Source organism: uncultured Pseudacidovorax sp., from assembly GCF_913773995.1.
GTDB lineage: Bacteria > Pseudomonadota > Gammaproteobacteria > Burkholderiales > Burkholderiaceae_C > Xenophilus.
The window spans coordinates 51,164-69,852 of the sequence record NZ_CAJYES010000245.1; the positions used below are offsets into that span (position 1 = coordinate 51,164).

At 69.2% G+C, this 18,689-nt stretch carries 14 protein-coding genes and 1 CRISPR repeat array (1 of these 15 cut by a window edge); of the genes, 4 read left to right on the plus strand and 10 right to left on the minus strand.

Annotated elements, in window-relative coordinates:
* Positions 1–3 precede the first annotated feature (3 nt).
* The 10 genes from QZ772_RS23260 to QZ772_RS23305 all read right to left on the minus strand — a co-directional run bounded on the left by QZ772_RS23260 (position 4) and on the right by QZ772_RS23305 (position 11,251).
* A complete protein-coding gene (locus QZ772_RS23260) occupies positions 4–939 on the minus strand; it encodes an EamA family transporter (protein WP_295531732.1) in 936 nt (311 codons plus the stop codon).
* Positions 940–991: 52 nt separating this feature from the next.
* Entirely contained in the window at positions 992–2,008 is a 1,017-nt protein-coding gene (locus QZ772_RS23265; RefSeq protein WP_295531735.1) for a GTP-binding protein, read from the minus strand.
* A gap of 43 nt (positions 2,009–2,051) precedes the next feature.
* Entirely contained in the window at positions 2,052–3,701 is a 1,650-nt protein-coding gene (locus QZ772_RS23270; protein WP_295531738.1) for an amidohydrolase, read from the minus strand.
* 81 nt (positions 3,702–3,782) lie between these two features.
* Entirely contained in the window at positions 3,783–4,832 is a 1,050-nt protein-coding gene (locus QZ772_RS23275; RefSeq protein ID WP_295531741.1) for an oligopeptide/dipeptide ABC transporter ATP-binding protein, read from the minus strand.
* Between the two features lie 14 nt (positions 4,833–4,846).
* Positions 4,847–5,893 carry an ABC transporter ATP-binding protein gene (locus QZ772_RS23280; protein WP_295531745.1) on the minus strand — a complete coding sequence of 349 codons (1,047 nt, stop codon included), beginning with the start codon at positions 5,891–5,893 and terminating at the stop codon, positions 4,847–4,849.
* A gap of 1 nt (position 5,894) precedes the next feature.
* Complete coding sequence (locus tag QZ772_RS23285; RefSeq protein ID WP_295531748.1) at positions 5,895–6,797, minus strand: ABC transporter permease; 903 nt, start codon at positions 6,795–6,797, stop codon at positions 5,895–5,897.
* A 3-nt stretch (positions 6,798–6,800) separates the two neighbouring features.
* Complete coding sequence (locus QZ772_RS23290; protein WP_295531750.1) at positions 6,801–7,775, minus strand: ABC transporter permease; 975 nt, start codon at positions 7,773–7,775, stop codon at positions 6,801–6,803.
* Positions 7,776–7,782: 7 nt separating this feature from the next.
* Entirely contained in the window at positions 7,783–9,381 is a 1,599-nt protein-coding gene (locus QZ772_RS23295) for an ABC transporter substrate-binding protein (RefSeq protein ID WP_295531753.1), read from the minus strand.
* Positions 9,382–9,426: 45 nt separating this feature from the next.
* Entirely contained in the window at positions 9,427–10,827 is a 1,401-nt protein-coding gene (locus QZ772_RS23300) for an FAD-dependent oxidoreductase (RefSeq protein ID WP_295531756.1), read from the minus strand.
* Positions 10,828–10,849: 22 nt separating this feature from the next.
* Positions 10,850–11,251 carry a nuclear transport factor 2 family protein gene (locus QZ772_RS23305; protein ID WP_295531759.1) on the minus strand — a complete coding sequence of 134 codons (402 nt, stop codon included), beginning with the start codon at positions 11,249–11,251 and terminating at the stop codon, positions 10,850–10,852.
* 180 nt (positions 11,252–11,431) lie between these two features.
* Between QZ772_RS23305 and QZ772_RS23310 the strand changes: the two genes are divergently transcribed.
* From QZ772_RS23310 to QZ772_RS23325, 4 genes are all read left to right on the plus strand, one after another.
* Positions 11,432–12,982 (plus strand): PLP-dependent aminotransferase family protein, encoded by a 1,551-nt coding sequence (locus QZ772_RS23310; protein ID WP_295531762.1) that lies wholly within the window; start codon positions 11,432–11,434, stop codon positions 12,980–12,982.
* A 365-nt stretch (positions 12,983–13,347) separates the two neighbouring features.
* Positions 13,348–14,370: a taurine ABC transporter substrate-binding protein gene (gene tauA, locus QZ772_RS23315; protein ID WP_295531765.1), complete on the plus strand. Its 1,023-nt coding sequence runs from the start codon at positions 13,348–13,350 to the stop codon at positions 14,368–14,370.
* A 28-nt stretch (positions 14,371–14,398) separates the two neighbouring features.
* Entirely contained in the window at positions 14,399–15,184 is a 786-nt protein-coding gene (locus QZ772_RS23320) for an ATP-binding cassette domain-containing protein (RefSeq protein ID WP_295531768.1), read from the plus strand.
* A gap of 181 nt (positions 15,185–15,365) precedes the next feature.
* Positions 15,366–16,250: an ABC transporter permease subunit gene (locus tag QZ772_RS23325; RefSeq protein ID WP_295531912.1), complete on the plus strand. Its 885-nt coding sequence runs from the start codon at positions 15,366–15,368 to the stop codon at positions 16,248–16,250.
* Positions 16,251–16,438: 188 nt separating this feature from the next.
* A CRISPR array of direct repeats spans positions 16,439–18,689; the repeat unit is 28 nt; unit sequence TTTCTGAGCTGCCTATTCGGCAGCGAAC; it runs 4,928 nt beyond the window's last position.

Consider the following 18,689-nt stretch of genomic DNA (forward strand, 5'->3'; position numbering starts at 1 on the left):
GGGTCAGAGTCCCCGCACCGCGGCGGGCCGCCGCCGCGTCCCAAAGCGCCCACCGAACATCACCACCCCTAGCGCCGCCACGACGCAGGCACTGCCCGCCCACTGCCAGGCCGTGACATGCTCGCCGAGGGTCAGCATGCCGGCCGCCAGGCCGATCACCGGCACGCCCAGGCTGAAGGGCGCGACGCGGTTGGCCGGGTGGCGCTTGAGCAGGCCGGTCCACATCGCGTAGGCAGCGATGGTCGCGAACCAGCCCAGGTAGGCCACGCCCAGCCAGCCGCCCAGGCTGGCGTGGCGCCACTGGTCGTGCGTGGCCGCGGGCTCGAAGAACCAGGCCATCAGGCCGAAGGGCAGGATGGGCACCAGCGACATCCACACCACGAACTGCAGCGGGTCATAGCCCGGCTGCGCGGCCTGGGCCTTGCGCGCCACGATGTTGGAGGCGGCCCACATGAAGGCGCCGCCCAGGTTCAGCACCAGGCCCAGCACGGTGATGCCGGCCGTGGCACTGCCGCCCGCGAAGTTGAGGCCGAAGCACAGCAGGCCCACGGCCGCCAGCACCAGCCCGGCGCGCAGCGGCCCGGACAGCCGCTCGCCCAGCAGGGCCACGCCCAGCAGCGTGGTGAAGAAGACCTGCGTCTGCATCAGCACCGAGGCCAGGGCCGCCGTCATGCCCACCTGCAGCGCCACGAACAGCAGGCCGAACTGGCCCAGCTGCGCGAGGCCCGCCGGCACCAGCCAGCGCCAGGACAGGCGTGGCCGCGGCACGATGAAGACGAGCGGCAGCACCGCGAACACGTAGCGGAAGAAGCCCAGCTGGAAGGGCGTGAAGTCGCGCAGCGAATACTTCATCGCCACGAAGTTGAGGCCCCAGATGACGACCACGCCCAGGGCGGCGAGCAGGTCCAGGCCGGCGAAGGTGCTGGCGGGGCGGGTCATCGGGCGTCCTTGGGCGGATGGGGCGTCGTCGTGGTCATGGCCGGGCGAACGCTCATGCGGCCTCCCTCACGGCGGCAGCGGCGCGCAGCCGCTGTGCCAGTTCGTGCGCCGGCAGCCGACCGCGCAGGCCGATGGCCACCAGCGTGTCGGCGGCCTCGGGCGCGGCGCCGGGCGCCGCGCGCAGCACACCGTGGCGGCCGGCGAACTGCAGTTCGACCAGGCCCGCATGCGCATCGGTGCGTACCAGGCCCTTGAGCCGCAGTACGCCGGCCGGCATGGCCTTGAGCAACGCACGCAGGGCCGGCGCGTGGAAGACCGGGGCATCGCGCAGGGCCCAGGTCTCGAAGACCTCGGCATGCGCCACGGCACCATGGTCGTGACCATGACCAGGCGCATGTCCGTGGCCGTGGCCGTGCTCGTGCCCGTGCTTGCCGCCGCAGCTTGCGCAATGCGCAGTGCCTTCGTCTGCCCGCGGCAGGCGCGGCGCCTGCAGCAGCGTCAAGGGCACGCGGGCCTGCACGGCCTCGAAGCGCGGCGTTGCGGGCCATTCGGTGTCGAGCCAGCCGCGCAGGTCGGCCAGCGTGGCCTCGTCCACGAGGTCGGTCTTGTTCAGCACAAGCAGGTCCGCCGCATCCAGCTGCCGCCGGATGCTGTCGGTCAGCAGCGGGTCCGCCGCCTGTTCGCGCAGCACGGTGGTGTCGGCCAGCACCAGCACGGCGTCCAGTGCCAGCGCGGGGTCGGCCAGGCCCACCTGGGCGATGCGCCAGGGGTCGGAGACGCCGCTGGCCTCGATCACGATGGCCTCGGGCGGCTGCGGCCGTTCGATCAGGCCGATGAGCGCGGTGGTCAGGTCGTCGCCGATGGCGCAGCAGACGCAGCCGTTGGTCAGCTCGATGGCGCCGGCCTCTTCGCTGGCGATGAGCGCGCGGTCGATGTTGATGGCGCCGAAGTCGTTGACCAGCACGGCGATGCGCCGGTCGCCCGACTGCGCGAGCAGGTGGTTGAGCAGCGTGGTCTTGCCGGCGCCGAGGAAGCCGCCGATGACGGTGAGCGGGATGCGCGGCCTCATGCCCGCGCCCCGAGGTGTCGCGTGACGACAGAAGCGCCGCGCCTCACGCGGTCGCCTCGGTCGGCACGCCGCCGATCACCGTGCCGGCCACGCGCAGGTCCTTGAGCGCCTCGGCCGCGACGGCCAGTGGGCTCTCGTCCAGCACGCAGAAGTCGGCCCATTTGCCGACCTCGATGGAGCCGATGCGGTCGTCCAGGCCCAGGGTGTAGGCCGCGCCCTGGGTGATGGCCCACAGCGCCTCGGGCACGCCGATGCGCTCGGCCTCGCCCAGCACCCGGCCGCTGGACGTGAGCCGGTTGACGGCGCACCAGGCAGTGAACAGCGGCGCCAGCGGCGTGATGGGCGCGTCGGAATGGATGGCCAGCGGCACCCCGTGCGCCAGCGCGGTGGCGCAGGCGTCCATGCGGAAGGCGCGGTCGGGGCCCATGGTCTGGGCCAGGTGCGCCTCGCCCCAGTAGTAGATGTGGTTGGCGAACAGGTTGGTACACACGCCCAGCGTGGCCATGCGGCGGAACTGCGCCGCGTCGGCCATCTGGCAGTGCTGCAGCGTGTGGCGGTGGTCGGCGCGCGGGTGCGCGGCCAGGGCCTCCTCGATGCCGTCCAGCGCCAGCTCGGTGGCCTCGTCGCCGTTGGTGTGGATGTGCAGCTGGAAGCCCTGCGCATGGAAGTCGCGGATGGCGGCCTTGAGCTCCGCCGGCGGCAGGATCCAGATGCCGTTGGGCGCGCCGTTGTGATAGCCCGGCCAGCGCACACGGGCGGTGAAGCCCTGGATGGAGCCGTCGGCCACGATCTTGACCAGGCCGTAGTGCAGCTTGGCATTGCCTTCGGCCTCGGCCTGCCGCTGGCGGATGCGCGCGGCGCCCTGCGTGCGGTTGAGGCTGCCGTCCAGGCACAGGTAGGCCGGCACCAGCCGCACCGGAAAGCCGGGCTCGCCGGTGACCTGCATCATGGCCGCATGGTTGGGCTCGGCCAGGTCGTTGACCAGGTCGGTGGCGGTGGTCACGCCGGCCAGCCGCGCCATCTGGCCGAACAGGCGCAGGCTCTCGGGCGAGGAGCCGTTGATGCGGAAGATGTTGCCCACCAGCCGCGTGATGGGGAACATGGCCGCGAACTCCTGCAGTTCGCCATTGGGCTCGCCGTCGGCGAAGCGGGCGATGCCCTCGATGTCGGTGTCGCGGTCGATGCCGGCCGCGGCCAGTGCGGCGCGGTTGACGTTCATCAGGTGCTGGCTGGCATGCAGGATGACCACGGGCCGCGTGGTGGAGACCTTGTCCAGGTGCTCCACCGTCATGCGCTCGGTGCCGAAGAAGAGCGGGTCGAAGCCCCAGGCCAGCAGCGGCGCCTTGGGGTCCGCCATCGCGGCGTCGGCGGCGCGCAGGCGGGCGATCACCTCGTCGAAGTTGCGGCAGCCCTCCCACACGCGGCCGTCGGGTGAGGTACGTGCGTGGTAGCCGACGAAGCTGAACTTCCACAGTCCGCCGGCCATCAGGTGCGAATGGCCTTCGACCAGGCCGGGCATCAGCACCTTGTCGGCATAGCGCGTGTCGAGCGTGAAGTCGCCGAAGGCCTGCATGCGCGCCAGGTCGCCCACGCCCAGGATGCGGCCCTCGCGCACGGCCACATGCGTGGCCTGCGGCTGGCGCGGGTTCATGGTGAGGATCTGGCGGGCCTGGAAGACGGTGATGGGGGACATGGGGTCGTGGTGTCGGATGAAGGGCCAGGGCCGCTGTGCGGTGGCCACGGCGTTGAAATGTTCAGGTCGCCTCGGGCTGCCTCAGGCGGCATCCGGCAGCGCCAGCGGCGGCACCGGCCGGCCCGCCTGCAGCGTGACCTTGTGGCAGGCCACCCAGTGGCCGGGCTGCACCTCGCGCAGCTGCTGCGGCTGCGTGCAGGCCGGCTCGGCGACCGGGCAGCGGCCGGCGAAGCGGCAGCCCGCGGGCGGATCGAGCGGGCTGGGCGGATCGCCCACCAGCCGGATGCGCTGCGCCGCCCGCGCCCGGCCGCCGCGCACCGTGGGCACGGCCGACATCAGCGCCACGCTGTAGGGATGCAGCGGCTGGGCGAAGAAGGTGCGGCGCGGTGCGCGCTCCACGATCTGGCCCAGGTACATGACGGCGATCTCGTCGCAGATGTGCTCCACCACCGCCATGTCGTGCGAGATGAACAGGTAGGTCAGCCCCAGCTCGCGCTGCAGCCGCGCCAGCAGGTTGAGGATCTGCGCGCGGATGGCGATGTCCAGCGCCGAGACCGGCTCGTCGCAGACCACCAGCTCCGGGTTGGTGGCCAGCGCACGTGCGATGTTGATGCGCTGGCGCTGCCCGCCCGAGAACTGGTGCGGGAACAGGTGCTGCTGCTCGGGCCGCAGGCCGACAGCGTGGAAGAGTTCGTCGACGCGGGCCGCGCGCTCGGCGGGCGTGCCGATCTTCATCAGGTCCAGCGGCGCGCGCACCGCCTCGCCCACGCGCTGGCGCGGGTTGAGCGAGGAGTACGGGTCCTGGAAGACCATCTGCAGCCGGCTGCGCGCGCGGCGCAGGTTCTCGCCATTGACCAGGCTCAGCTCGGTGGTGCCCAGGCGGATGCCGCCTTCGGTGATGGGCGCGAGCCGCATCACGGCCAGGGCGGTGGTGGTCTTGCCCGAGCCCGATTCACCCACCACGGCCAGCGTGGTGCCGCGGCGCAGCTCGAAGCTCACGCCGTCCACCGCGCGCACCACGCGGCCACCGGCGCTGGGAAAGTGCACCTTGAGGTCGGTGACGGACAGCAGCACCGGCGGCGGGGGCGTGACGGGAGCGGGCATGTTGGGGAAGGGAATGAGTTGGCTCATGGCGGCACCGGGGTTCAGGCACGCGCCGCTTCGGCCGCAGACGCTGCAGTGACGGGCGACGCGGCACCCGCCGCCTCGGCCAGCAGCCAGCAGGCCGCGCCGTGGCCGGGCGCACCCTCGGCCTCGAACATGGGCGGCACCTCGGCCGCGCAGCGGGCATGGGCCTGGGGGCAGCGCTCGCGGAAGGCGCAGCCCTGGCCCAGCTCCCACAACGAGGGCACCACGCCGGGGATCTCGGCCAGCTCGGTGCGCCCCTCGGCCTGGCTGCTGCCCAGCTCGGGCAGGCAGGCGATCAGGCCCTGCGTGTACGGGTGCTGCGGCGCGCCCAGCACGTCGTCGGCCTGGCCCTGCTCGATCACGCGGCCGGCGTACATCACCATCACGCGGTCGGCCATCTCGGCCACGGCGCCCATGTCGTGGGTGATGAGCACGATGGCCGTGCCGCGCTCTCGCTGCAGCTCGCGCAGCAGGTCGAAGATCTGGGCCTGCACCGTCACGTCCAGCGCGGTGGTGGGCTCGTCGGCGATCAGGATGTCGGGCCGGCAGGCCAGGGCCATGGCGATCATCACGCGCTGGCGCATGCCACCGGACAGCTGATGCGGGTACTCGTCCACGCGCCGCTCGGGCGCGGGAATGCCCACCTGGCGCAGCATCTCGATGGCGCGGGCATGGGCAGCCTTGCGGTCGACTTGCGCATGCAGGCGCAGCGACTCGGCGATCTGCTCGCCCACGGTGTAGACCGGGTTGAGCGAGGTCATGGGCTCCTGGAAGATCATCGAGATGCGGTTGCCCCGCACCGCGCGCATCCGTTCGGGCGTGGCGCTCACCAGGTCCTCGCCCTGGAAGCGCACCGCCCCGCCGGCCACGCGGCCGGGCGGCTGCGGCACCAGGCCCAGGATGGCCAGGGCCGTCATGCTCTTGCCGCAGCCGGACTCGCCGACCACGCACAGCGTCTCGCCCGCATGCACCTCGAAGCTCACGCCGTTGAGCACCATGGCCTTGCCGCGGCGGGTGGCGAACTCGACACGCAGGTCGTCAACCTGGAGAAGGGCTTCGGTCATGTCAGCGTTCTCTGAGCTTGGGGTTGAGGGCATCGTTGAGCCCATCGCCGATCAGGCTCACGGCCAGCACGGTGAGGAAGATCGCCACGCCGGGGATCGCCACCGCCCACCAGGCCGAAAGCACGTACTGCCGGCTGCTGCCGATCATCATTCCCCAGCTCATCAGGTTGGGGTCGCCCAAGCCCAGGAAGGACAGGCCGGCCTCGAACAGGATGGCCGCGCCCACCGCCAGCGTGGCCGAGACCACCAGCGGCGCGATGGTGTTGGGCAGGATCACCTTCCAGATCAGCCGCGCGTTGCCGGCGCCGATGGCACGCTCGGCCCGCACGAACTCCAGGTCGCGCACCTTCATGAACTCGGCCCGCGTCAGCCGCGCGGTACCCGGCCAGCTCACCAGCCCGATGGACAGCACCACCGTCAGCAGGCTGGGCGAGAACAGGGTGACCACCACCATGGCGAAGAGCAGCGCCGGCAGCACCTGGAAGAACTCGGTCACGCGCATCAGCAGCGCGTCGACCCGGCCACCGTAGAAGCCGGCCAACGCGCCCAGCGTGACGCCGATGGTCACCGACAGCAGTGCCGCCACGGCTCCCACCAGCAGCGTGGCGCGCCCACCATGGAGCAGCGCGATGCCGACGTCGCGGCCCAGCTGGTCGGTGCCCAGCCACACGTCTTCGGTGCCCGGCGGGCTGAGCGGCGCGCCGCGGATCTCGAAGGGGTCGGCCTGCACCAGCCACGGCCCGACCACCGCGACCAGCACGATGAGCGAGAGCAGCACCAGCCCGGCCACCGCGGCCGGGTTGCGCATGAACATGGCCAGCGCCTCGCGCGCGGGCGAGGGCGCGGCCAGCAGCGGCATGGCGGCCGGCGTGGGCTCGCCAGGAGAGATGGGAAGGGCGGACATCGCTTACTTGTTTTTGATGCGAGGGTCGATCAGGCGGTAGCAGAGGTCCGTGAGCAGGTTCATCACCAGCACCACCACCGCCGACAGCAGCAGCACGCCCAGGATGGTCGGGTAGTCGCGCCTCAGCACCGACTCGTAGGCCAGGCGGCCCAGGCCGGGCCAGTTGAAGACCGTCTCGACCAGGATGGCGCCCGCCAGCACGTTGCCGAACTGCAGGCCCAGCACGGTGACCACCGGCAGCACCGCGTTGCGCAGCGCATGCTTGTAGAGCACCACGCCCTCGGCCAGGCCCTTGGCGCGGGCTGTACGGATGAAGTCGGCGCCCAGCACCTCCAGCATGCTGGCGCGGGCCAGCCGGCTGTATTGCGCCAGGTACACCATCGACAGCGTGAACATGGGCAGCACCAGATGCCACAACACATCCACCACGCCGGCCAGGCCGCGGCCGTCGCTGTCCACCGAGCGCATGTCCGACACCGGCAGGATCGGCCACACCGAGGCGAACAGGATCATCAGCATCATCCCGCTCCAGAACACCGGCGCCGCGAAGCCCACCAGCGAGAACACCGTGATCGCCTGCGACAGCCAGCCGTTGGGCTTGCGCGCAGCCAGCACGCCTAGCGCAGTGCCGATGAGGAAGGCGCACACCACCGAACTCAGCACCAGCAGCAGCGTCGCCGGGATGCGCTCGGCGATCAGCTCGGCCACCGGCAGGTTGAAGATGTAGGACTGGCCCAGGTCCAGCCGGGCCACGCGCCCGAGGTAGATGCCCAGCTGCACCGGCAGCGGCCGGTCCAGGCCGTAGGACTGGCGCAGCTCGGTCTTCAGCTCCTCGGACATGCCACCGCTCATGCCGGCGATGGTCTCCACCGGATCGCCGGGCGCGGCATGCACCAGCGCGAAGTTGAGCACCACCACGGCCAGCACCAGGCCCAGGGCCTGGAGCAGCCGCGAGGCCAGGGGCTTCAGCAGCTTCATCGCGGGCTCACTTCAAGTACACGTCGTCCATCGGGGATGCGGGGCCCCAGATGGTCGTCGGCAGGTTGCCCACGCGCTTGCTGGCCACCGTGTGGTAGGGCGCCAGGTTGATGTAGACGATGGGCACCTCGTCCGTCACGATCTTCTGGAAGGTGGCGTAGTAGGCCTTTCGCTTGACCGGGTCCATGATGCCGCCCGCCGCATTCAGCAGCTCGTCCACCTTGGGGTTGGCATAGTCCTGCGTGTTGGTCCAGACGATGGGCTTGATGTTGGTCGACAGGTAGGTGCGGTGCACGCCGATCACCGGGTCGCCCCAGTTGAAGACCGTGTCCATGGTCATGTCGAAGTCGCGGCTGGCGATGCGCTTGGCCCAGGCCGGGAAGTCGGCCGAGGCGCGCACCTCCACGCCGATGCCCACCTTCTTGAGCTGCGAGCGCAGGTACTCGGCCACGTTCTTCTGCTGCTCGTCGTTGCCAGGGATGTAGTCGATGGTGAGCTTGAAGCGCTCGCCACCCGCGCCGGGCTTGAGGTCCGCGGCGTCCAGCAGCTCGGCGGACTTCTTCAGGTCCAGCGGGTACTTCACCAGGTCGGGCACGGCGAAGGGGCTGCCCGGCACGATGGGGCCGTCGTCCACGGTGGCGAAGCCGCCCATCAGCGCCTTGGTGATGAAGTTCTTGTCGATGGCATAGGCGATGGCCTTGCGCACGTTGACGTCGTTCAGCGGCTTCTTGGCGGTGTTGAAGGCCAGCCAGTTGATGGGGCCGATGCCCTCGAAGCCCTTGTCGGTCATCACCAGGTTGGGATTGGCCTTCAGGCGCTTGAGGTCCACCGCGCCGGCGGCGTAGGGCAGCATCTGCAGGTCGCCGCGCTCCAGGCCCAGCACCAGGCTCTGCGTGTCGGGCACGATGTTCAGGATGATCTTGTCGAGGTAGGGCTTGCCGGGCAGGAAGAACTTGTCGAACTTCTCCATCACCACGCGCTGCCCGGCCTTGAACTCCGTCAGCTTGAAGGGCCCCGAGCCCACCAGGTTCTGGCTGTTGCGCGGGTTGTTCTTGAGGTCGGTGCCGTCGCCGTAGATGTGCTTGGGCATGATCGGGCACAGCGCGGGCGACATCGCCAGAACGATGGCCGGGTGCGGCGTGCTCATGCGGATGATGGCGGTGGTGGGGTTGGGCGTCTCCACCTTCTCCACCGGCGCGAGCATGGTCGAGAAGGGATGGTTGGCCTTGATGGCCATGATGGAGAAGGCCACGTCCTCCGAGGTGATGGGCTTGCCGTCGTGGAAGACGGCGTCCTTGCGCAGGTTGAGCGTGAGCGACTTGCCATCCTCCGCCAGCTTCCAGCTTTCGGCGAGGTAGGGCTGTGGGTTCCACTTGTCGTCGAAGCGCAGCGGACTGGCGAAGAGCTGGGTCGACGGCACCGCCGTGGCGATGCCCGACTGCACGGCGCCGTTGAGGTGCCGCGGCGCCTGCGTGGTGCCGATCACCAGCGTGCCGCCCTTCTTGATCTCCTGCGCCTGGGCAGCGGTGCCGAGCAGGCTGCTGCCAGCCAGCAGCGCGGCCGCGGCCAGCGACAGGGCACGGCGGGTGAGGAACGGGGTGGTCATGGAATGCACTCCTGGATCGAATGGAAGGAAAGGGGACACCGCGGCTCAGAGCACTTCGTCGCGCAGCCAGTACCAGCGGTAGAGCAAGCTCTGGCCCAGGCGGCGGAAGGGCGCGGCCCATTCGCCCTGCGCCGGAAAGGGCAGCGCGCCCTGGTAGATGGGCAGGCCGAAGGCGGCATCGGCCTGGCCGGCGATGCGCTGCGCCAGCCGCCGGCCCGCATGGGCGGAGAAGGAGACGCCGTTGCCGCCGTAGCCCAGCGCATAGAAGACCTGCTGTGCGGCATCGGGCTGCACGATGCGCGGCATCATGTCGTGGCTCACGTCCACCCAGCCCCACCAGGAGTGGGCAATTTCGATGTCCTTGAGCGCCGGGAACTTGCGCGCCAGCCCTTCGGTGAGCAGGCGGTAGTGCGCTTCGCGGTGCGCGTCGGCGCCGGTGATGGCGCTGCGGCTGCCGATCTGCACGCGGTTGTCCGGCAGCAGGCGGTAATAGAAGCGCAGCGTGCGCGTGTCGGTGATGGCGATGCGCGTCTTGAAGCCCGTGGCCTCCAGCTCGGCCGGCGTGAGCGGGCGCGTGACGATGGAGTTGGACAGCACCGGAAAGTAGCGGTTCTTCAGCCCCGGAAAGAGCCCCGGCGCGGTGTACGCCCCGGTGGCGATGCCCACGGCCCGCGCACGCACCGTGCCGCCCGGCGTGCGCAGGTGATGCACGCCGTCCTTCGTCTCCCAGCCGATGACCGGGCTGGCCGGGTGCACGCGGGCGCCCAGCTCGCGCGCCATCTTCAGATAGCCGTGGGCCAGCTTGAGCGGATGCACCGAGATACCCTCGGACTCGTACTGCGCGCCCTTGGCGTCCTGGTCGCCGCACCAGTCGCGGCGCACTTCCTCGGCCGACAGCATGCGGGCGTCGTAGCCGAAGTGCTGGCGCATCACCTCGGTCTCGCGGCGCAGGAAGTCCATCTTCTTTTCGCGGTGCGCCACGAACAGGTGACCGCCCGGCTGCGCGTCGCAGTCGATCTGCGCCACCAGGTCGGCGAAGGTCTGGAAGCCGAAGCGGATCTCGGCATCGAGCTTCTTCGCCACGTCCAGGCCCCAGCGCTCGATCCACTGCGAGCGGTAGAGCCGGCCGCTGGCGTTCTGCCCCTGGCCGCCGTTGCGGCTGGTGCAGCCCCAGGCCACGCGATTGGCTTCGAGCACCGTGGCCTTGATGCCGTGCTCCCGGGCGAGGAACAGGGCCGCGGCCAGGCCGGTGAAGCCCGAGCCGATGATGACCACGTCGGCATCGACGTCCGCCGTGATGGGACCGTCGTCATCCGGCGGCGTGCCGGCGGTGGCGGCCCAGTAGGTGGGCGCGTAGTCGCGGTTGTGGCCGGGACCGGCCGAGACCAGCGGGTCGTAGGCCGGGTCGTAGGGCGCGAAGACTTCGCGCGGGGTGGTGATGGCCATGGTGGGTCGCCTTCTGCGGAGGTCAGGCCTTGGGCAGCGCGGGGCGCATCTTGCGGAAGGCGTTCTTCACCAGGATCTTTCCGTCCTGGAAGGTGAACACGTCCACGCCATCGGCCTCGACACGCGAGCCGTCGGCGGCGGTGCCGGTGAAGGTCCATTCCGAGACGCCGCGCTCGCCGGCCACGAAGTGCCGGCCATTGCGCCACTGCGCATCGGGGAAGTTCTTCCACGCCGCCTCGAAGGCCGCGGCCACGGCCTCGGTGCCGCTGTGGCGTGCGCCGCAGGCCTCGGGACCGGCGGCGGTCTCGAACACGCAGTCGGCATGCATGAAGGACATCAGCGCGGGCAGGTCGTGGCGGTTCCAGGCGTCGGAGAAGGCGGCGAGCATCTCCACGGTGACGGGGGACGAAGAGGCAGAAGTCATGACAGGGGCAGCAGGGCAGGGCGTGGCGCGAAAGATGCAATCCAGTCTAGGAAGCGAGCACGCCGCGCCATAGAGCCAGAGCCGGCCCATCGGCCAAGCCACGGGGCGCCAGCGACGCACCAACAGCGTGATCGCGCCCCGCTTGTGTGCATGCGCACGCATTTCCTCGACCCATCCGCCATGCCCGCCACCGACGATCCGAACCGCCCCTTGTGGGCCCGCCTCTTCCGCCTGCCGGAGCAGCCCGGCCTGCCGATCCAGGTGCGGCTGCGCGCGGTGATCGTGCAGGCCATCCTCGATGGCCGGCTGGGCCCTGGCACGCCCCTGCCCTCTTCGCGCGACCTGGCGCAGGCGCTTTCGCTCAGCCGCAACACGGTGACCGCCGCCTACGAGCAACTGGTGGAAGAAGGCTTCCTGGAGGCCCGCCCGCGGCGCGGCGTGTTCGTGGCGGCCGATGCCTCGCCGCTGCAGGCCGCGCCGGCCGAGGCCAATCCCTTCGCGCCCGAGACGGCGGGCGACAGCACGCCACGCCCCCCCGACTGGCGCGCCCGCGTGCTGCGCTCGCAGCGCGACCGGCCCACGCTGGCCAAGCCCGAGCGCTGGCACGACTATCCCTACCAGTTCGTCTACGGCACCTACGACCCGGAGCTCTTTCCCACCGACGACTTCCGCGAATGCTGCCTGCGCAGCCTGGCGCGGGTGCAGCTGCCGCACTGGACGCCCGACTTCGAGCAGGTGGACGTGGACGACCTGGTCACGCAGATCCGCCAGCGCCTGCTGCCCAAGCGTGGCGTCTATGCGCTGGCCGACGAGATCCTGATCACCGTGGGCTCGCAGCATGCCTTCTACCTGCTGGCCGAGGCCCTGTTCGATGCCCGCACCCGCGTGGGCTGCGAGGAGCCGGGCCATCCGCATGCGCGCAACTCCTTCCGCGTGCGCGACCCGCGCTTCGTCAACATCGCGGTGGACGACGACGGCCTGGTGGTGGATGCGATGCCGCAGGTGGACTACGTGTTCGTCACGCCCAGCCACCAGAGCCCGACCACGCGCACGCTGAGCCTGGAGCGGCGCCAGTGGCTGCTGCGCAAGGCCGAGCTGCAGGACTTCGTCATCGTCGAGGACGACTACGAGGCCGAGAACCTGTACGCCGGCATGCCCATGCCCGCGCTCAAGAGCCTGGACACGGGCGGGCGGGTGATCTACATCGGCTCGCTCTCCAAGAGCCTGTCCCCGGCGCTGCGGCTGGGCTACATCGTGGCCTCGCGCGAGCTGATCGCCGAGCTGCGGGTGCTGCGCCATGCCATGGTGCGCCACCCCAGCGCCTTCCTGCAGCATGCCTATGCGCTCTTCCTCTCGCTGGGGCACCACGAGTCGCATGCGCGGCGGGTCAACCAGATCATGCAGGAGCGCCTGGCGCGGGTGGCGCAGGCGCTGCGGCAGTACCTGCCGGACTTCCGTTTCACGCCGCCGCAGGGTGGCGCCTCGGTGTGGGTGGAAGGGCCGGACTGGCTGGATTCGGCCGAGCTGGCCGATGTGGCGCGCGGCCATGGCGTGTTGATCGAGGCGGGCCGCGTGTTCTACGACCAGCCGCCCTATCCGTGCCCGCAGTTCCGGCTGCGGCTGTCGTCCATCTCGGGCGCGCAGATCGAGGCGGGTGTGCGCGCGCTGGCGCTGGCGGTGCACGAACTGGCCGCGGCGCGAGGCGTGCGGCGGGACGCGCCGCTGCATTGACGCCGGGTGCCAGTCAAGGGCCGTTCGCCCTGAGCTAGTCGAAGGGCTGGACACGCCTTGCCCTGGCTTCGACAGGCTCAGCCCGAACGGCTCTTGATTGACTGACCCACATGGCCTCCAACGCCCGGCGCCACGCACGCCCGGCGCATGAGCTTGCGCGCTTTTCTTCGTTGCCGCCCGGGCAGGCCGCTTCCCAGAATCGCCGGCTCTGCGCCGAAGCAGTGCAGCGCCTGCCGTGGCAGGCACCAGCCGGGTGCCCGCTTTGGGGCTCTGGCTCTTTCGGTCGCCGGCCTCTGGCACTTGGGTGGCCGGCCCGCGCGCCGCACAGTTCATCCCATACATCCCACACCCGGAGGACCCATCCAATGACCACCCCGATCCGCTTCACCCGCCGCCACCTGGCGCTGCTCGCCCTCTCGGCCTTCGCCGCAGGCGCGCAGGCCCAGGCCGCCAAGGAAGTCACCATCGCCCACCAGGACATGGTGGTGCCCTGGCGCTATGCGCAGGTCACGGGTGAGATCGAGAAGGCCACCGGCTACAAGATCAACTTCCGCAAGTTCGCGGGCGGCGGCGACGTGATCCGCGCCATGGCCTCGGGCCAGGTGCAGATCGGCGAGGCGGGCTCGGCGCCCGTGGCCTCGGCCCTGTCGCAGGGCCTGCCGGTGGAGCTGGTGTGGATCCTCGACGACATCGCCGATGCAGAGGCCCTGGTGGCGCGCAACGGCTCGGGCGTGAACAGCGTGGCCGACCTCAAGGGCAAGAAGATCGGCGTGCCCTTCACCTCCACCACGCACTTCCACACGCTGGTGGCGCTGGAGGCGGCCAAGGTCGATCCGTCGCAGGTCAAGATCCTCAACATGCGCCCGCCCGAGATCGCCGCCGCCTGGGAGCGCGGCGACATCGACGCCACCTTCGTGTGGGACCCGGTGCTCTCCAAGGTCAAGGCCAGCGGCAAGCAGATCACCAGCAGCGGCCAGATCTCCAAGCAGACCGGCAAGGCCACCTTTGACGGCATCATCGCCAACAAGCCCTGGGCCGCGGCCAATGCGGACTTCATGGTCAAGTTTTTGTCGGCCATCGCCAAGGCCGATGCCGCCTATGCCGCCAACAAGGCGCAGTGGACGGTCGGCTCGCCGCAGGTGAAGGCGGTGGCCCAGGTGACGGGTGCCACCGAGGCCGACGTGCCTGCGGCGATGGCCCTGTACCGCTTCGTGCCGCCGGCCGAGCAGGCCTCGGCCACCTGGCTGGGCGGAGGCGCCAAGGGCGGCGCGGCCCAGTCGCTGGCGGCCACCGCGGCCTTCCTGAAGGCACAGGGCACCATCGGCAATGTGCTGCCCGACTACAGCGTGGGCGTGAACGCCAGCTACGCCGCCAAGGCGAAGCCCTGAGCGCCGCGCCGCATCGGAGACGAGCACCATGGACGGATTGCGCATCGAGAACGTGGGCGTGACCTACGCCGGCCGCGGCGGCGCCGAAGTGACGGCCCTGTCGCAGGTGGACCTGGGCTTCGCCCGCGGCGAATTCGTGGTCGCCGTCGGCGCCTCGGGCTGCGGCAAGACCACGCTGCTGTCGTGCATCGCTGGCTTCATGGCGCCGAGCGAAGGCCACATCTTCGTCAACGGCCGCCATGTGGAAGGCCCGGGCGCCGACCGCGGCGTGGTCTTTCAGAAGCATGCGTTGATGCCCTGGCTCAACGTGATCGACAACGTGGCGCTGGGCCTGCGCCTGCGCGGCCTGGGCCGCGCGGAGCGGCACGAGGCCGCCATGAAGCAGATCCGCGCCGTGGGGCTGGAGCGCTACGCGACGCACCCGGTCTATCAGCTGTCGGGCGGCCAGCAGCAGCGCGTGGGCATCGCCCGGGCACTGGCTGCCAATCCGGCCATGCTGCTGATGGACGAGCCCTTCGGCGCGCTGGATTCGCTGACGCGCGAGCAGGTGCAGGAGCTGGTGCTGCAGATCTGGGCGCGCGAGGGCAAGCTGTGCTTCTTCATCACGCACGACGTGGAAGAGGCGCTGTTCCTGGCCACCGAGCTGATCGTGATGACGCCCTCGCCCGGCCGCGTGTCGCGCCGCTACCAGCTGGACTTCGGCCGCCAGTACATCGCCGGCGGCAGCGCACGCGCCATCAAGTCGCAGCCCGAGTTCATCCGCCTGCGCGAAGAGGTCATCGACGCGATCCATGCGGGGGCGGCGGTGCATTGAGCCGCACCGGTTTTCGCCGAGTCCCTTTCCATTCGCGCCAAGCCTTGCCCGTTCGCGTCGCGCCAAGCCTTCTCCGTTCGCGCCGCGCCAACCCCATCCCGTTCGCGCTGAGCCTGTCGAAGCGCCGCCCCGGCCTTTTCTTGAGGACCCCACGATGACGCCCACTGCTGCACCGATGAAGATGGCCGCCACCCCGGCCTCCGGGCGCGCCGCTCACGAGGCCGCGCCCCTCGTGCCCGCGCGCCGTGCACCCACCAGCGCCCGCAGCCGCCCCACCCAGGGCCACCGCCGCCCCGGCGAAGGCCGCACCACCGCCATCAGCATCGCCACCGTGGCCGTGCTCTTCCTGCTGTGGTGGGCCGCCGCCGCACTGGCCTGGCTGCCGCCGCTGGTGCTGCCCTCGCCCGCCTCGGTGTGGGACGCCTTCGTCGCCGCCGTCCAGGGCAAGGGCCAGGGCGGCAAGCCGCTGCTGGAGCACTTCCTGTGGAGCCTGGGCCGCGTGTTCGGCGCCTTCGCGCTGGCCTGCGTCACGGCCGTGCCGGTGGGCATCCTGATGGGCGTCTCGCGCACGCTGCGGGGCATCTTCGACCCCATCATCGAGTTCTACCGCCCGCTGCCGCCGCTGGCCTACCTGCCGCTGGTGATCATCTGGTTCGGCATCGAGGAGACCTCGAAGGTGGTGCTGATCTACCTGGCCTGCTTCGCGCCACTGGCCGTCGCCGCGCGTGCCGGCGTGCGCTCGGTGGGCAGCGAACAGATCGACGCCATCCTCTCGCTGGGCGCCAACCGTTGGCAGGTGATCCGCTACGTCGTGTTGCCTGCGGCCCTGCCCGACATCCTGACCGGCATGCGCATCGCCATCGGCTTCGGCTGGACCACCCTGGTCGCCGCCGAGATGGTGGCCGCCACCGCCGGCCTTGGCCAGTTGGTGCTCAACGCGTCCAACTTTTTGCGCACCGACGTGGTGGTCATGGGCATCCTGGTGATCGGCGTCGTGGCGCTGCTGTTCGACCTGCTGATGCGCAGGATCGAGGCGTGGGCGGTGCCTTGGAAGGGGCGGATGTAGCCGAGCAGGGGCTGGCGGTGACCATCGAACGGGGTGCTCGCCGCTCGTCGGCGGGTGTCGGGCGGTGGCCTGCTCAGCGCGGCGCGTGGGATGTCTGCCTTACACGCGCACTGCCCCAGCCCCTTCAGCCAGCGATGGCGATCTGAGGCAATAGGCCCAGTCCGGCAGGGCGCGCTGGTGTTCATGTTTATCTCAGCTGCCTATTCGGCAGCGAACGCGGCTTTCGCGTCGATGGTGCCAGCGCGAGCTTTCTGAGCTGCCTATTCGGCAGCGAACCCACGGCCTGGGCAACGCCAGCGAATTCCGTGTTTCTGAGCTGCCTTTCGGCAGCGAACGACTGGCCAGGGCGCAACGTGTAGAAGCTGAGTTTCTGAGCTGCCTCTTCGGCAGCGAACAGGAAGTGCCGCCAGATTTTTCTACTGTGCCAATTTCTGAGCTGCCTATTCGGCAGCGAACCCACGCCCGCGAGGCATTGGTCTCGTGCGCTTTTTCTGAGCTGCCTATTCGGCAGCGAACACGATGGCGTCAGGGATGGGCGCCACGACGAATTTCTGAGCTGCCTATTCGGCAGCGAACGATAGGCTTCGGTGGTCACGTCTTCTCTCCCGTTTCTGAGCTGCCTATTCGGCAGCGAACGCGACCGCGCGGCAGATTCGAGCGCCGATATCTTTCTGAGCTGCCTATTCGGCAGCGAACCTGGCTTGTGTCGAGGAAGTCCGCATCATCAATTTCTGGGCTGCCTATTCGGCAGCGAACGGCCTCGCGGGCCCGCGTGCGCCGCGCCTGACTTTCTGAGCTGCCTATTCGGCAGCGAACGCATGCGCCTGCAGGGCACTCTTGGCGAAGAATTTCTGAGCTGCCTATTCGGCAGCGAACTACCCCCAGCACGTCACCGACTACCTGCACGATTTCTGAGCTGCCTATTCGGCAGCGAACCACGCCGGCGCGCGCCCGGGCGTCATCGAAACTTTCTGAGCTGCCTATTCGGCAGCGAACGGCAAGCCCGTGATGCACTTCGGGCTCACCAATTTCTGAGCTGCCTATTCGGCAGCGAACGCAAGCTGCAAGCCCAGCCGGCATGCTCGCAGTTTCTGAGCTGCCTATTCGGCAGCGAACCTCCCCGCCCCTCCCACCTCCCCTGCACCACATTTCTGAGCTGCCTATTCGGCAGCGAACATCGTGCTGGCCATGGCGCCTGACGAAACGCTTTTCTGAGCTGCCTATTCGGCAGCGAACAGCTGCTTCAGGATCGTGGCCTGGTGCACGTTTTTCTGAGCTGCCTATTCGGCAGCGAACGGCTTCCTCTCTCAGTGGACGGTGGGCTTCTTGTTTCTGAGCTGCCTATTCGGCAGCGAACGTCGCCACCACCCCGAAGACCCGCGAGGACAATTTCTGAGCTACCTATTCGGCAGCGAACGCCTTCATCAACCACCCCGAGGCGCTGCGTCCTTTCTGAGCTGCCTATTCGGCAGCGAACTTCGCGCCTTGCAGTTTGGCTGCCTCCTTCTCTTTCTGAGCTGCCTATTCGGCAGCGAACGTTCATTTGGATTCTTCCTGTGGTGCAGGGGATTTCTGAGCTGCCTATTCGGCAGCGAACCGGGCCGTCCAGCACTACGGCGCCGCGTTCATTTTCTGAGCTGCCTATTCGGCAGCGAACCCCGAGGCAGCACGTGGTCACGGTTCCGACCATTTCTGAGCTGCCTATTCGGCAGCGAACGCCGTCGCCGTCCTTCCACCCTTCGGGCATCGTTTCTGAGCTGCCTATTCGGGAGCGAACGTGCTGGGGCGTCATCCTGGGCCGGCCGGAAGATTTCTGAGCTGCCTATTCGGCAGCGAACGAGAACCAGGTGCGCCTGCTCCAGCGCATCGATTTCTGAGCTGACTATTCGGCAGCGAACTTCAATCCCTACGGAAAGGGCGAGAACGACGATTTCTGAGCTGCCTATTCGGCAGCGAACAGTTGTTGCCGTGCACGCTGTGGGTGCCCAGTTTTCTGAGCTGCCTATTCGGCAGCGAACGAGGTGCGAGGGGCGGCATTCCTAGCTTCATTTTTCTGAGCTGCCTATTCGGCAGCGAACGCGCAGCCGCCCGGGCGCTTGATAAAGCTGTTTTTCTGAGCTGCCTATTCGGCAGCGAACTCGGGTCCAGCGTGAGTGCGTGCAGGTACTCGTTTCTGAGCTGCCTATTCGGCAGCGAACATAACGGGTGCGGCTGAGGTTGAGCCGGTAGCTTTCTGAGCTGCCTATTCGGCAGCGAACATTGCCATCGTCGGCGAGCTGGGCGTGCTCCTTTTCTGAGCTGCCTATTCGGCAGCGAACCGTCCGCCGCATCGTCGCCTCGGTCGTGGATTTTTCTGAGCTGCCTATTCGGCAGCGAACTCGACCTCGATGTTGTTGATGAACTTCGTGTATTTCTGAGCTGCCTATTCGGCAGCGAACT

Excerpts from the sequence above, each read along its gene's own strand:
- QZ772_RS23260 (WP_295531732.1), bottom strand. The coding sequence starts at position 939 with ATGACCCGCCCCGCCAGCACCTTCGCCGGCCTGGACCTGCTCGCCGCC.
- QZ772_RS23265 (WP_295531735.1), bottom strand. The coding sequence starts at position 2,008 with ATGAGGCCGCGCATCCCGCTCACCGTCATCGGCGGCTTCCTCGGCGCC.
- QZ772_RS23270 (WP_295531738.1), bottom strand. The coding sequence starts at position 3,701 with ATGTCCCCCATCACCGTCTTCCAGGCCCGCCAGATCCTCACCATGAAC.
- QZ772_RS23275 (WP_295531741.1), bottom strand. The coding sequence starts at position 4,832 with ATGAGCCAACTCATTCCCTTCCCCAACATGCCCGCTCCCGTCACGCCC.
- QZ772_RS23280 (WP_295531745.1), bottom strand. The coding sequence starts at position 5,893 with ATGACCGAAGCCCTTCTCCAGGTTGACGACCTGCGTGTCGAGTTCGCC.
- QZ772_RS23285 (WP_295531748.1), bottom strand. The coding sequence starts at position 6,797 with ATGTCCGCCCTTCCCATCTCTCCTGGCGAGCCCACGCCGGCCGCCATG.
- QZ772_RS23290 (WP_295531750.1), bottom strand. The coding sequence starts at position 7,775 with ATGAAGCTGCTGAAGCCCCTGGCCTCGCGGCTGCTCCAGGCCCTGGGC.
- QZ772_RS23295 (WP_295531753.1), bottom strand. The coding sequence starts at position 9,381 with ATGACCACCCCGTTCCTCACCCGCCGTGCCCTGTCGCTGGCCGCGGCC.
- QZ772_RS23300 (WP_295531756.1), bottom strand. The coding sequence starts at position 10,827 with ATGGCCATCACCACCCCGCGCGAAGTCTTCGCGCCCTACGACCCGGCC.
- QZ772_RS23305 (WP_295531759.1), bottom strand. The coding sequence starts at position 11,251 with ATGACTTCTGCCTCTTCGTCCCCCGTCACCGTGGAGATGCTCGCCGCC.
- QZ772_RS23310 (WP_295531762.1), top strand. The coding sequence starts at position 11,432 with ATGCCCGCCACCGACGATCCGAACCGCCCCTTGTGGGCCCGCCTCTTC.
- tauA (WP_295531765.1), top strand. The coding sequence starts at position 13,348 with ATGACCACCCCGATCCGCTTCACCCGCCGCCACCTGGCGCTGCTCGCC.
- QZ772_RS23320 (WP_295531768.1), top strand. The coding sequence starts at position 14,399 with ATGGACGGATTGCGCATCGAGAACGTGGGCGTGACCTACGCCGGCCGC.
- QZ772_RS23325 (WP_295531912.1), top strand. The coding sequence starts at position 15,366 with ATGGCCGCCACCCCGGCCTCCGGGCGCGCCGCTCACGAGGCCGCGCCC.